11 protein-coding genes are annotated in these 13242 nt (G+C 49.7%); 10 read left to right on the top strand and 1 reads right to left on the bottom strand.

Annotated features, from left to right (window positions below; translation table 11 throughout):
- Position 1: 1 nt before the first annotated feature.
- The 8 genes from ftsA to U9S71_RS13105 all read left to right on the top strand — a co-directional run bounded on the left by ftsA (position 2) and on the right by U9S71_RS13105 (position 11294).
- Entirely contained in the window at positions 2-1348 is a 1347-nt protein-coding gene (gene ftsA / locus U9S71_RS13070; RefSeq protein ID WP_326327952.1) for a cell division protein FtsA, read from the top strand.
- A 139-nt stretch (positions 1349-1487) separates the two neighbouring features.
- Positions 1488-3209: a cell division protein FtsZ gene (gene ftsZ, locus U9S71_RS13075; protein WP_326327953.1), complete on the top strand. Its 1722-nt coding sequence runs from the start codon at positions 1488-1490 to the stop codon at positions 3207-3209.
- 168 nt (positions 3210-3377) lie between these two features.
- A complete protein-coding gene (locus tag U9S71_RS13080; RefSeq protein WP_326327954.1) occupies positions 3378-4622 on the top strand; it encodes an aminotransferase class I/II-fold pyridoxal phosphate-dependent enzyme in 1245 nt (414 codons plus the stop codon).
- 276 nt (positions 4623-4898) lie between these two features.
- Positions 4899-5084: a BF3379 family histone-like protein gene (locus U9S71_RS13085; RefSeq protein WP_090629460.1), complete on the top strand. Its 186-nt coding sequence runs from the start codon at positions 4899-4901 to the stop codon at positions 5082-5084.
- A 97-nt stretch (positions 5085-5181) separates the two neighbouring features.
- Complete coding sequence (locus U9S71_RS13090) at positions 5182-6117, top strand: PorP/SprF family type IX secretion system membrane protein (protein ID WP_326327955.1); 936 nt, start codon at positions 5182-5184, stop codon at positions 6115-6117.
- Positions 6096-8093 carry a T9SS type B sorting domain-containing protein gene (locus tag U9S71_RS13095; RefSeq protein WP_326327956.1) on the top strand — a complete coding sequence of 666 codons (1998 nt, stop codon included), beginning with the start codon at positions 6096-6098 and terminating at the stop codon, positions 8091-8093. The genes U9S71_RS13090 and U9S71_RS13095 overlap by 22 nt, the downstream gene beginning before the upstream one ends.
- Positions 8090-10096 carry a T9SS type B sorting domain-containing protein gene (locus U9S71_RS13100; RefSeq protein WP_326327957.1) on the top strand — a complete coding sequence of 669 codons (2007 nt, stop codon included), beginning with the start codon at positions 8090-8092 and terminating at the stop codon, positions 10094-10096. Before U9S71_RS13095 ends, U9S71_RS13100 begins: the two co-directional genes overlap by 4 nt.
- Before the next feature lie 55 nt (positions 10097-10151).
- Positions 10152-11294, top strand: a complete 1143-nt coding sequence (locus tag U9S71_RS13105; RefSeq protein WP_326327958.1) for a sugar phosphate isomerase/epimerase family protein — start codon at positions 10152-10154, stop codon at positions 11292-11294.
- A 4-nt stretch (positions 11295-11298) separates the two neighbouring features.
- On the opposite strand, the gene U9S71_RS13110 is transcribed toward U9S71_RS13105, so the two are convergent.
- On the bottom strand, positions 11299-11940 hold the full coding sequence (locus tag U9S71_RS13110; RefSeq protein ID WP_326327959.1) for a response regulator transcription factor: 642 nt from the start codon (positions 11938-11940) through the stop codon (positions 11299-11301).
- A gap of 225 nt (positions 11941-12165) precedes the next feature.
- On the opposite strand from U9S71_RS13110, the gene mscL reads away from it, so the two are divergent.
- Both mscL and U9S71_RS13120 read left to right on the top strand, forming a co-directional pair.
- Entirely contained in the window at positions 12166-12573 is a 408-nt protein-coding gene (gene mscL / locus U9S71_RS13115) for a large-conductance mechanosensitive channel protein MscL (RefSeq protein WP_326327960.1), read from the top strand.
- Between the two features lie 81 nt (positions 12574-12654).
- Positions 12655-13221, top strand: coding sequence for an RNA polymerase sigma-70 factor (locus U9S71_RS13120; RefSeq protein ID WP_326327998.1), 567 nt, complete (start codon positions 12655-12657; stop codon positions 13219-13221).
- Positions 13222-13242 lie beyond the last annotated feature (21 nt).

Genomic DNA, 13242 nt, shown 5'->3' on the forward strand with positions numbered 1-13242 from the left:
TATGAAAGCAAAAGTAACAACGGAAAAGGACTCGCCAATCATCGTGGGGCTTGACATTGGTACGACGAAAATATGCGTCACCGTGGGCAGGCGGAGTGGCACGAACAAAATTGAAATTCTCGGTGTTGGAAAAGCGGAATCATCTGGCGTAAGCCGTGGGGTGGTTGCCAATATCCAAAAGACCGTAAACAGTATCAAACTGGCCGTCGAAGAGGCTGCCGGCCAGTCCAACGTAGACATCAAAGTTGTCAATGTCGGAATTGCCGGCCAGCACATCAAGAGTATCCAGCATCGGGGTATTCTCACGCGCAAGGACGACAGCGAGATTAACCGTCTGGACATCGAGCGGCTTATCGAAGATATGTATAAGCTGGTACTCCCTCCGGGCGAGGAGATCATCCACGTATTGCCCCAGGAGTTTACCATCGACAATGAGCCGGGGATAAAAGACCCCATCGGTATGGCGGGGCGTCGGATGGAAGCCAACTTCCATATCATTTCTGGACTTGTGAGTGCCGTGAAGAATATCAAAAAATGCATCGATAACGGTTCACTCGAGGTGCAGGATCTGATCCTCGAGCCACTGGCCTCTTCCGAAGCTGTGCTTGACGAAGCTGATAAAGACGCCGGGGTAGTGCTGGTCGATATCGGCGGCGGTACCACCGACGTCGCTATATTCCATGAGAGCATTATCCGCCACACAGCTGTGATTCCGTTGGGCGGGAATATCGTCACCGAGGATATCAAACAAGGATGCTCCGTATTGCGCAACCAAGCTGAACTGTTGAAAATCCGTTTCGGATCGGCTCTGGCCGATGAGAACAAGGAAAACGAGGTGATTAGTGTACCTGGGCTACGCGGTCGCGAGGCGAAGGAAATTTCGGTCAAGAATCTGGCTTATATTATTCAAGCACGGATGGAGGAAATCATCGAGCACGTCTATTACGAGATTAAATCGTCGGGCTATGAAAACAAGCTGATCGGTGGTATCGTCATTACCGGCGGTGGCGCCCAGTTGAAACACCTTGTCCAACTGGTCGAATACATCACTGGCATCGATTGCCGCGTCGGTTTCCCGAACGAGCATCTGGCCAAAAATGAAGTATTGCCCAAAACCAGCTATGACGAACTGAAGAGCCCCCTGTACGCCACAGGCATCGGTCTATTAATTAAAGGCATCCAAGCGGAAGAAGAACAGGAGGAGATGGATGAAGATAAAGCCGATCGCATGTCTATCAAAGACATTGCGCAGCGCGAAAGCAAGAAAACCGGATTACTGGGTTGGTTTAAGGATATCATCAAAGACGGAAATGAAATTGACGATGCGTCCTACCTCGGTAAGAGATAGTTTTCAACAACCGTTATTTTTTCCACATTGTTAACAATTGTGGAAAACCATTGTGTAAAAAGTGCTATTATTACACTACGAATATTGAATGAAATAGAGTTTTGTATCACGCTCTGTTGGAGCAAAATACGATTGAAATATGTCTTTTAAATTTGAAATGTTAAAGGAACAGTCGGCAATTATCAAGGTAATTGGCGTAGGTGGAGGTGGCGGAAATGCGGTGAACCACATGTATAAGCAAGGAATCAGTGGTGTGGATTTCATCGTTTGCAATACAGATGCCCAGGCATTGGAGTTAAGTTCCATACCCAATAAAGTACAATTGGGCGCTAGCCTAACGGAGGGAATGGGAGCGGGTGCCGATCCCAGTGTCGGCGAAAATTCGGCCATTGAGAGCATCGAAGACATCAAACGCATGCTGGGCTCCAATACGAAGATGTTGTTTATAACCGCGGGGATGGGGGGCGGCACCGGTACGGGAGCCAGTCCGGTGTTGGCAAAGGCGGCTAAAGAACTCGGTATCCTCACGGTAGCCATTGTTACCACGCCCTTTGCTTTTGAAGGGAAAAGGCGCCGTATGCAGGCCGAAGATGGATTGGGCGAACTGACGAAATACGTCGACTCCTATCTGGTTATTTCAAACGACCGTTTACGTGATATCTTCGGTAACCTTACCATGACCGCTGCGTTCGCAAAAGCCGATGACATTTTAACAACCGCGGCGAAAGGGATTGCCGAGATCATCACCATTCCGGGGTACGTAAATGTAGACTTCAAAGACGTGCGGACCGTCATGAACGATAGCGGCGTCGCCATTATGGGTAACGATGTTGCCGAGGGTGAGGACCGTGCATTGCGCGCTGTCGAAGGCGCATTGGCATCGCCGCTGCTTAAAGACAACGAGATTGAAGGTGCACGTTACATTTTGCTCAATATCACTTCCGGGAAACAGGAGGTGACCATGGACGAAGTAACCATCATTACCGACTATATCCAAGACAAGGCCGGTTTGTCAGCCGATTTGATCTGGGGTAATTGTATTAATGAAGGGTTTGAAAACGAGCTGTCGGTAACCATTATCGCCACAGGGTTCCAGACCTCGGAAGAACGCATAAAGGAAAAAGAGAATGAACGGGTTGAAATTCCCCTCACACCCGAAGAACCCAAGGCATCGTATGTAAAGCCGATTAACCAGTTTGTGTTAACGGATAACGCATCTGCCGATGCGCCGGAGCCGGTCGCCTTGCCCGTCGGCGAACAACGAGGCGTGCCTTCTGCCGCACAGCAGGCCGACCTGTTCAGTGCTTCTTCATCCAAACCGCAACTGCGTAATAATACGCCCGATCGCGATGGTATTATCCGCCACAAACTCGCTCCCGAAAGCGACGAACCGAAAGAAACAGAAGCTGACGATATCCCTAGCGATGGCTACGAAGTGAAAACGACTTCGTCTGCTTTCCATTTTGAACTGCCAACAACCTTTGGTGAGGAAATAACCCACGACGTAACGCCGGCCGGCAACAACCCTGCCGCACAAGACCATACAGCTGTAGGGGAAGATGGAGTGAAAGGAGAGGTAAGTCGCGGGGCCGATGAGCACAAGACGCCCGAACACGTGGAAAAAGAACTTTTAAAAACCAAGGAACGTATCCTACGGCTGAAGGAATTGAGCATGAAACTCAAATCTGCCAATGGTTTACAAGAGTTGGAAACGGAACCCGCATACCGGCGCAAACAAATGGCGCTGGACGATGTACCACACTCATCCGAGTCGCAAGTATCAAGATTTACGCTGTCGACCGAAGAGGGCATCACGGAAATCAGACCCAATAACTCGTTTTTGCACGATAATGTAGATTAGTGCATCTCGACCTATTCGGTTTTTTTATATCAAAACGAAAGAACTGCTTGGTGGGGATACCCGACCAAGCAGTTTTTGTATGGGCCACCATTCCGTCTTATTGGTAGCTTTTGATTTAAAGTTTATCTTTGCAACGATTTTTGTCTCATTAATAATACAACATAGATATTGGACTTATTTGATAAAATAGCGAAAAATCTAGGACCGATAGGCCAGCATTACGAGTGGTCGCATGGCTATTTTTCGTTTCCGAAACTAGAAGGTGAAATAGCACCCCGGATGTTATTTAACGGGAAGGAACATTTGGTATGGAGTCTCAATAATTACTTGGGCTTGGCCAATCATCCGGAGGTGAGGGCGGTGGATGCCCAAGCTGCCGCCGATTTCGGCATGGCTTACCCCATGGGTGCCCGGATGATGTCGGGCAATAGTATTCACCATGAAGAACTGGAACAGGACCTCGCTAGTTATGTGGGCAAGAAAGATGCATTCCTGCTCAATTATGGCTACCAAGGTATGGTGTCCATTATCGATGCCCTTGTAGATCGCAACGATATTATCGTTTATGACGCTGAATCACACGCCTGTATAGTAGACGGCGTACGCCTGCACATGGGAAAACGTTTTGTTTACCAGCATAACGATCTCGAAAGTTGTGAGCGGCAACTGATACGGGCATCCAAGTTGGCCCGTATAAGTGGTGGTTCCATATTATTGATTACCGAAGGGGTGTTTGGTATGTCGGGTGCCCAAGGCAAGTTGAAAGAGATTGCAGCCCTGAAAAGCAAATATGCATTTCGGATGTTGGTAGACGATGCGCATGGTTTCGGGACCATGGGCCCCACAGGCGCGGGTACCCACGAGGCCCAGGATTGCATATCGGATGTCGATGTTTATTTCGGTACGTTCGCCAAATCGATGGCAGGGATTGGCGCATTCGTAGCTTCCACCGATGAGGTGATTACTTACCTGCGGTACAATATGCGGTCGCAAACCTTCGCGAAATCACTTCCCATGCCCATGGTGATTGGACTGAAGAAGCGATTTGAATTATTGAAGAACAGCCCCAACCTCCGCGAGCGGCTTTGGGTTATTGCTCGGACATTGCAACTCGGATTGAAGGAGCGCGGATTCGATATCGGCGCTACCGATACGATGGTAACTCCGGTATTCCTGAAGGGTGATTTGCACGAAGCGACGGCACTCACCAGAGATTTGCGTGAAACACATGGGATATTCTGTTCGATAGTGGTATACCCCGTTATCCCCAAGGGCCTGATTGAATTGCGGCTTATCCCTACGGCAGTTCATACCCAAGAGGACGTCGAATATACGCTGGATGCCTTTACCGTTGTTAGCGAAAAGCTACAGGCTGGCGATTATAAACAGGTGGTTTCTTTACAATCCGAATAATTTCGCTGCAAAAAGGAAAAAATAATGAGACCGCTAACACGGAATAAATAGGAGGGCTTCTTGCGAAAGTTTTTTTGTTATTATTCTGTGTGTCAAGTAAATGCATCGTTTGTGCGCTGCTAGGTTCTCGCCTAGGAACAGCGGTTGTGGAAAAAAAAGTGCATTTAAAGCCTGTTTTGGGTGTTTTAAAGTTTTTTTTTCCAAAAAAAGATTCTACTTTTAACGCACTGTAGATTATTAACTTATTTAATTTAAAAACTAAAAGGAGTATTTATTATGGCAAGTATCCAAAAATTCAATGAGCTTAAGAGTTTGATCGAAGGGTTAGATGGGGATGCGGACAAATTCTTCAACAAAGGCAACAACGCAGCCGGTACTCGGGTAAGAAAAGGCCTGCAAGACGTTAAGAACCTGGCTCAAGCAATCCGCTTGGAAATTCAAGACGCAAAGAATGCAAAATAAGCATACTGTTTGACGTTGTCAAATAGCTAAAAAGCCCTGAATTTCAGGGCTTTTTTTCGTTAAATGCGTATATTAGCACTTCCAATTGATCAATGCAGTGATAAATTATGGAAAAGTGCTCTTGTTGTTTTTGGCCGGCCTGCCCACCGCAGCGGTAGGCCAACAACAACCCCATTACACCATGTATATGGCGAATAACTTCGTCCTCAACCCCGCCGTGGCCGGACTGGAAGATTATACCGACCTGAAGTTATCGGCCCGGTCACAGTGGACAGGGATTGCCGATGCGCCCAAAACGTTATATGCCACGTTGAATATGCCGTTGCGCAGGTCCGACGGCCGGAAGCGGAATGTCGGTATCGGTGGCAAGGTGTTGGTGGATCAGACCGGGCCCATACTGCTGTCCACTGCCGAGCTGAATGGGGCTTATCATCTACCACTCAATGAAGCCTATCGGCTGTCGTTTGGACTAGGACTGGGGGTGAATTACCGACGGATCGATTTTTCCAAAGTTCAGCTGGAAGACCCTAACGATCCTATTTATGGAACGGATGATTTTAGGCAGGCTACGCCCGCGGCCAGTGCCGGTCTGTGGTTGTATACCAATGATATGTATGTGGGCGTATCGGCCCAGAACCTGCTGGGAGATGGTTTGGCATCGTCGTCTGTAGATGTGCTAACCATGCCGATGGAGCGACACTATTTTGCAACGGCGGGTTATCGTTTCCGGTTTGGCGATTTCTACCTCACCCCATCCCTGATGCTTAAATTCGCCGAGCCCGCACCCATAGCTTACGATGTCAACCTGAAGGGACAGGTGTCTGATGCTTTTTGGGCCGGACTGAGCTGGCGGCATCGCGATGGAGTTGCAGCCATGGCTGGTTTTTTCGTTAGCTCCACCCTAAACGTCGCATACGCGTATGATTTCATCAACTCCGACCTTCGGCGGCACTCACTGGGCTCGCATGAAATCATCCTAGGCATTAATCTCAACAACCAAAAAGGACCGAAATGCCCAACAATCGCTTGGTAATCGGCGGTGCCCTGCTGGTAGCGGGCCTACCCGGAGGGGCGTTTGGACAGCAGGGCTGTACCAACTTCGGCGATCCCATCATACACATTACCTTTGGTAGTGCGGAAGCGCCCATCACACAGCTTGCCGATGAGGTCACTACGTATAATTTATACCAGGATGACGGTTTTTTCATGCGGCCCAATCACTACACCATTACGGCAAACGCAAATACAGCCGGTGCTTCGGTTTTCCATTCGTTTACCGATCACACGGGCGACCGCGGTGGGGGAATGCTGTTGGTGAATGCAGACTATGAACCGGACATATTCTATACGGAAACGCAATCCGGCCTTTGCCAAAACACCGATTTTACATTCAGTGCGTGGATAGCTAATGCCAGTCCGCCCAACCTCAATTGTGGTGGAAATAATACCCAATGGAATCCGAATGTGCAATTTGAAATATGGACAACAACCGGCGAGTTGATAATCAGTAAGCCAACCGGCCAAATCCGTAGCGGGTCTAATGCCGAATGGCTACCTTTCAGTCTTTCTTTCAATACAGGCGACCATACCGACGTGGTATTGATTATGCGCAACATTGGCCCCGGAGGTTGCGGGAACAACCTGGCCATCGATGATATACAATTCCGGCCATGTGGCCCCGAACTCCAGCTACTGCCTTCCATAGTGGTAACGCAAGACAATACGATATTCCTATGTGAAGATGCGAACGAGGTGACGTTCCAAGGCCAGGTGGGCGCAGGCTATGGTACACCTGCATACCAGTGGCAGGAGCGGGAGGATGTCGAAGAGGGGTGGAGAGATATTCGGGACGCGCGGCAGGCATCGCTGACGGTTAGCCCGGCGCAAGGCACATCGTATCGGCTTACTGTTGCCGCCAATGAGGTAAGCCTCGGGAACCAGAAATGCCGTGTGGTTTCCGATGCCTTTCGCGTAACGCCTGCAGAGGTGCCAACGACGCTGCCGGCGGTCGAACACGTGCAACTTTGTGTAGGTGACAATCGGCTGCTTAGCCCCGAAGATGCCCAACTGCCCGACAGCGGACCACTGACCTATCAATGGTACGAATGGCGTAACGGTGACTGGCGCATGTTGGCCGATGGGGCCACAGATTCGTATGCTCCCCCAATCGGCGGAGTCGGCAATTACGGGTTCCAACGCCGGGCGACGAATGTCTGCGGCGTCAGTTTTCCGGTCAATACCTACCAGTTGGAAATCGTCTCTTTAACGGAAACTTCTTTCGACCTCCCCGCGGCCGTCTTCTGCTTGAACAGCCCCGAGGTCCGGTTAACGGGAGGCTTCCCCGCAGCGTTCGGAACCTCGGGTGAGGCCGGGGTCTATAGCGGGCCGGGCGTGGAGAATGGCGTTTTTTATCCGTCCCTGGCCGGTGTGGGAGAGCACCCGATTACCTATTCACCGCCCAACGGCGTCGCTTGTCCCGTACCCTCCACGGCGATGATAACGGTGCGGGAAGCGGTCTATGTAGAACCGATGGTAGATCACGTGGTGCTAGCCGGCCAACGTATCCGGTTGATCCCAAAAACCAATGGCAGTCACTTCACATGGGATAGCGCATATCCCGGATTGAGTAGCTACACGGACCCGGCACCTTTTGCTGCTCCCGAATCGACCACGACGTACCATTTGACCGTTCGTGATGAGGCGGGGTGCACCGACTTCACATCGGTTACGGTTCGGGTGCTCCCCCCGCTTCGCATACCGAATAGCTTTACACCCAACGGAGACGGAGTAAACGATACGTGGGTAATCGATGGGTTAGCTGACTATCCGAATACGATTGTCCACGTGTTCAACCGCTGGGGAGTGGTGGTTCATACCTTCAAAGGAAGCGCCACACCCTGGACCGGGTTCACCAACGGACGGAGTTTGCCGGCAGCCGTGTACTATTACACCCTGTCTTCCGACGCACTGCCAAAACCGTTGAGCGGTACGATAACGATTTTACGATGATGAGAGCAACACTTCTTCAGTTATTCCCCATGCTATTGGTTACGTTGGTGTTGTCGGTATCGGGGACGTATACCGTGTTGGCCCAATGCGGCTCGTCAGGCGACCCGATTGTTAATATTACGTTTGGTACGGTTGATGATCCGGATATCGGAAGGGGGGAGACCACGTACGATGCCGTTCCGCCGGGCCAATCTCCTCGAGGTGAAGGTTGGTATAATCTGGTGTCCAATATCAATGACGGTCTTTCTTCCTGGCATAACCTTCGAGACCATACTGGCGATGCGGGTGGACTGATGATGATTTTCAATGCCGATGATTATCCGGGCGAATTCTATCGTATCCACGTGTCGGATTTGTGTGAAAACACCCGTTTCCGTTTCAGCGCATGGATTGCGAATGCCAATCGTGCGGAAGAGTGTGGCGGGAACCCGATACCGCCCAATGTGCGCTTTGTTATTGAGGATATGGATGGAAATCGAGTGAATTCAACTGATGATGTTACCCGGGATATCGTCGCTACTCCGTCCCCACGATGGCAGGAATACGGTTTCGAGTTCGATACCGGTAACCAGACCGAGTTTTATCTGGTACTCATCAACGATAATCCCGGTGGCTGTGGCAACGACCTGGCCATCGATGATATTCAATTCACGCCCTGTGGGCCACCGATTTCGTTAGCTATGGATGAGACGCTAAAGCAGGCGGATACACTGTTCTTTTGCGATGGAGATACCGAACCTATCGCGCTAAGCGGTAGCATCACGGCCGACGATAGCTATGCCGCAGAACCGGCGTTTCAGTGGCAATCCCGCGCGGGAGAGGAGGTCGATTGGATAGATATGTCCGGTGAGCGGAATGAAGAGCTGACCGTTATGCCCACACACAACCAATGGTATAGGCTCACGGCAGCAGCAAGTGAAGATAATCTTGGTAAACCACTGTGCCGGATTTCCTCCGAGCCGATCCGCATTGCGAGGCTCGTTCCTCAACCCAACACCACCGATGTGGTGGTAAAAGCCCCGATATGTGTAGACGGTTCTGTTTTGCTGGATCCGCCACCGTATGTCGGTACCGGCGTAGGTTCCCTCACTTATCAATGGCAACTGCGTACCGAAACAGGGCTCACGGAGATACCCGGAGCCACCTCAGTTACGTATGAATTTGAAGCGTCCGGACCAGGTGTCTTCTACATATGCCGCCAGGCTATCAACGGCTGTGGTGAGGCATTTATTACCCATGTTTTCCAAATGGAGGTACCGGAGACAATACGTACGTCATTGACGTTGCCCCAGCCCGAGGTGTGTGCGGATAATGGTCCGCTGCTGCTTTCGGGTGGCGAAATTAGCAATGGGAATGCCGGTATGGCAGGCGTGTATCACGGGAAGGGTGTGGTCGATGGCACTTTCTATCCGGCTGTCGCAGGTATTGGATCACACACCATCACTTTTTCACCACCACCGGATGTCCTGTGCCAGCAATCGTCCCAAGCAATCATTACCGTGCATGATACGGTATACATCGAGCCGATGATGGACGTGATCATGCTCGCCGGGCAGACCGCCACGCTGCGGCCGCAAACGAATGCCACGCAATTCCATTGGAGCAATGAGCCCGGCTTGGATAATTACAACACACAGTATCCGGTCGCATCACCCGTGGAGACAACGACATACACGCTGACAGCCCGTAATGTTTTTGGTTGTGAAAAAATGGAAAGCGTTACCATTACCGTGCTGGATGACCTCATTGTACCGAATAGTTTTACCCCCAATGACGACGGCTTCAACGATGCGTGGGAAATCAAAGGGCTGGCCAACTATCCGAATGCTTACTTGCAAGTGTTCAACCGATGGGGTACGTTGGTTTTCTCGTCAAGGGGATACGCAATGCCATGGAAGGGTCAGCACAATGGCACACCATTGCCTACGGGAACATACTATTACACCCTATCTTCCGATATATTGATACAGCCGTTGTCGGGGTCGGTAGCCATTTTAAGGTAATCAACGCTTTACGGTCTCCCTTATTTTTCGTATTATCGCTCCAAACAAACGGAAGATGATGGCTAACAAAAGAAATAACCCCATTTGGGTGATGAGCTCTGCATTCGATAAGCTCGCGTTGCCCGAACTGATAGACACCACGTTGCGGATCGGTGCACAAGGCATCGACCTGTGTGTGTTCCGGCGAGATGGAACCCGTCAGGACCACACTGCTACCCATTTGGACTATGACCATTTTACGCCGGATATGGCAAAAATACTGATCGATCGCTTCAATATGGCCAATCTGGGGCTCTCGCTGGGGGCTTTCGAGAATATGATAGGTGGCGACCCGGAAGAACGCGTAAAAAACCAAAATCACCTACTTAAACTCATACGGATAGCCCACCTGTTGGGGGGCGACGGCAACAACGTGAAGGTAGGAACATTCGTAGGGTACAACCATGAGCTCGGTGTGCAGGCAGATGGCTTTCAAAAGAACCTCGAGGAATACAAGCGGGTGTTTGGTCCCATTCTACGGTATGCCGAAGACTTGGGTGTAACCATACTGTATGAGAATTGTCCGATGGAAGGTTGGCGTTCAGCCTCTTATACCACGACATATAATAACCTGCCAGGGGTACTTGCCGCACGCAAACTGATGTATGAAATGATACCCAGTAGGGCACACGGTGAGATATATGATCCATCCCACGATGTGTGGCAACATACCGATCCGGTGGATGTAATCACGCAGACCGACATCTCGCGAGTGCACCGTATCCATGTAAAGGCAACCCGTAACCTTAAAACGAAAGCACGTGTGGATTGGGGCGGTATGTACCCCATGCAACGTGTAGATGCCGGGCTCGCCGAAAGAGCGGGTGTCGATATCCCTACCAATGATTGGGATCGGCACCATTACGAGGCCATGTTGCCCGGGTTCGGTGGTTCGGATAGCATGGATTGGCGGGCATTCGTTGATCGGCTTATGGAAAAGGGATTTAATGGGCCGTTTGAGATCGAGAATGAGGCTAAAAATTCAAAAGATACAGGTAATCTTGCGGCAACGATACAAGGTTATGAAGCGGCCGTCCAGTTTTTAGCACCGATGGTCTGGAACCTTCAGGAAGATCTTGGTTATACATACCTGCACGGCTCGCCACTTACGCCGCCGTCGCTGCGAAATATTTCGGTCACGACGATCGACCAGCTGTAATGGCTCAAGCGCCCGAATGCAATCGGAATTTTTCGATCAGTTCGGCGATGTTTTCAACCTGCAGCTTCTCGAAAATCCGCGTTTTATAGGTGCTCACCGTAGATGTACTGAGGTTGAGCGCCTTCGATACATCCATGATACCCAATCCCTGCACGAGGTATTTTGCTACATCGACCTCCCGATTAGAAAGGTGGTTCAACGGATTGTCTGCCTTTAGTACGGATTTCCCCATGGTCAGCGTATTGTAATACAGCTCGCGTACTTCTGGACTCATATATTTACCCCGTTGGATGACAGAAAGGATGGCTTCTTTCAGGTCCGCTTTCGAGGTGTTTTTGTTCAGGTAACCCGCAGCACCCGCCTGGAGGTAACGGAGTGCATAAAGCGTCTCATCATACGACGAAAACACCAAAATTTTTATGGTTGGCTGGATAAGTAGGACTTTTTCAACCATTTTGATATTGTTCCCGCCCGGCATATTGATGTCGAGAAGCACAAGATCGTAAGGTTTTTCCGACAACAACTTGATCATTTCGTCGAAATCTTCAGCTTGGGTAACCCGTGCAAGCGGCAATGCTTCTTTCACCACGATTGACGTGCCCAGCCTAACGATTCCATGATCATCTGCTATCAATATCTCTGTCATTTGTTAAATGTTTATCATAGATGCCCCCTATCCAAGCAGTTGGTTATTTCATAAGTAAGTCACGCAATTAATGCAAATATAAGTTAAAATATAATTGCAACAGTGTTTTAGATTAAATTTAATAACAAATGGGTAGAAACAGATGAAAAAAATTTGTTTAGCCAACGAAAATGTCCAATTTAGACGTTGATAAATATTTTATTAACAAATTAACCTTATTGTTTTATGGGATTTATGAAAGAATTCAAGGAGTTCGCCATGCGTGGCAGCGTGGTAGATCTTGCTGTCGGTGTGGTCATCGGCGGGGCCTTTGGCAAAATCGTGACCTCCTTGGTCAATGATGTAATCATGCCCCCTATCGGTTACCTCACCGGCGGAATGGATTTCGCTGAGTTGAAGTATGTCATTGAGCCCGCCGACGAAGCCAATGAGATCGCCGAAGTCGCTATTATGTATGGTAATTTCATCAATGTGATCATTCAATTCATTATCATCGCATTCTGTATTTTTCTCGTCATCAAAGGGATCAATTCCATGAAACGGAAGGAAGAAGCAGCTCCGGCGGCTCCGCCCGCACCATCAAAGGAGGAGGTACTGCTTACGGAAATCAGGGATTTGTTGCAATCAAAATAAAACGAATAGCAGAAATCGGGGCGCTAACGCGCCCCGAAAAAGTTTTTTAACGCCACTCCGGATTTGCCCGAACACACGCGTATGGCCGATTGTGAATCATTGTCAAGGGTAGAAGACTTTGAGCGGTGCTACAAAGCATACTATAGCATGCTTTGCATGATCGCTTATGAATACACGCGCGATCAGATACAAGCGGAGGAAATGGTTAGCCACACATTCCTTGCGTTGTGGGAAAAGCGCGAGTCGCTTCAGATCACCACCTCTGTAAAAAACTACTTGATTAAGTCGACCCAGAATACCTGTTTGCAATACCTCCGTAAGCGGAAGCTGGAGACGCAGAGCCTAACCGACGACTTTGTCGCAGCGCACATTCCCTGGAGCAGCGATTACCCGTTAGGGCAACTTTTTGAAAAGGAATTGTCCAACATCGTCGATAAGGCCATTGAAGCATTACCCCCGCAATGCCGAAAAGTATTCCTCCTGAGCCGCGTTGAAGAGCTGAGTTATATTCAGATTGCGAAAGCATTGCAAGTCTCGGAAAACACGGTCAAAACGCAAATGAAAACAGCCTTGTCCCGATTGCGCCATGCATTAAAAGAATACCTCCCAATCATGGCCGTGTTCACCACGTTTCCCTTCTTTTTTTAATTACGCATCACCCGCTAACCT

Source organism: Parapedobacter flavus (assembly GCF_035818675.1).
Lineage (GTDB): Bacteria > Bacteroidota > Bacteroidia > Sphingobacteriales > Sphingobacteriaceae > Parapedobacter > Parapedobacter flavus.